This window comes from Telluria sp. AZSoR62 (assembly GCF_058111565.1).
Genome location: NZ_JBYTST010000048.1, coordinates 1 through 587, shown reverse-complemented (window position 1 = coordinate 587; position 587 = coordinate 1). Strand labels below are relative to the sequence as shown.

The 587-nt window shown below is 47.4% G+C and carries 2 protein-coding genes; both read left to right on the top strand.

Annotated features, from left to right (window positions below):
* Positions 1–232: hypothetical protein (locus tag AC3XQU_RS22785; RefSeq protein ID WP_489876441.1), on the top strand; the 232-nt coding region annotated here is incomplete at its 5' end.
* A 147-nt stretch (positions 233–379) separates the two neighbouring features.
* Positions 380–587: NUMOD4 domain-containing protein (locus tag AC3XQU_RS22780; protein ID WP_489876440.1), on the top strand; the 208-nt coding region annotated here is incomplete at its 3' end.

Below are 587 nucleotides of genomic sequence, written 5' to 3'. Positions count from 1 at the left end.
GCCAATATTAAAACTAAAAATGAAGGCTGCCCCCACCGAAACCCCGACAGCGATAGAAACCACTCCACTCGAAACTACTGCCTATGAAACCCCTATATCCGCCAAAGCGGATACAGGGCCCTATGATGATAGCCATATTAGTTTTAACGCGGATAGAAAGCAGCGACGCAGCGACAAGCAACGCAAAGATAGGAAGCGAGACAAGCACTCCTATCTTGACAATTACAACTAGCAGAACTCCCCAAAGCCAATCGTACATTAACCAAAGTCACGCCCCGTGACTATCCTACTGGCAATACCCCTCGACCTTTCCCACATCACACAAAGCCCGTGGCACGTCCTCGTATTGCCTTCTAAACCGCATAGAAGGAAGCAAATAATGCAACGCTTTAACAATCCGGCAACTGACAGCAACTCTCTCCACCCCTCTGACCTTTACTTCACACTTGAGCATATAAAGTGCATTACTGGGAATGAACGCTGGAGAACCATTCCAGACTTCACCAGATACGAAGCTTCAACATCTGGTCGTATCCGAGATATGTACACCAGTGAAATCGTCCAACAAAACTTCAATCCCACACAGC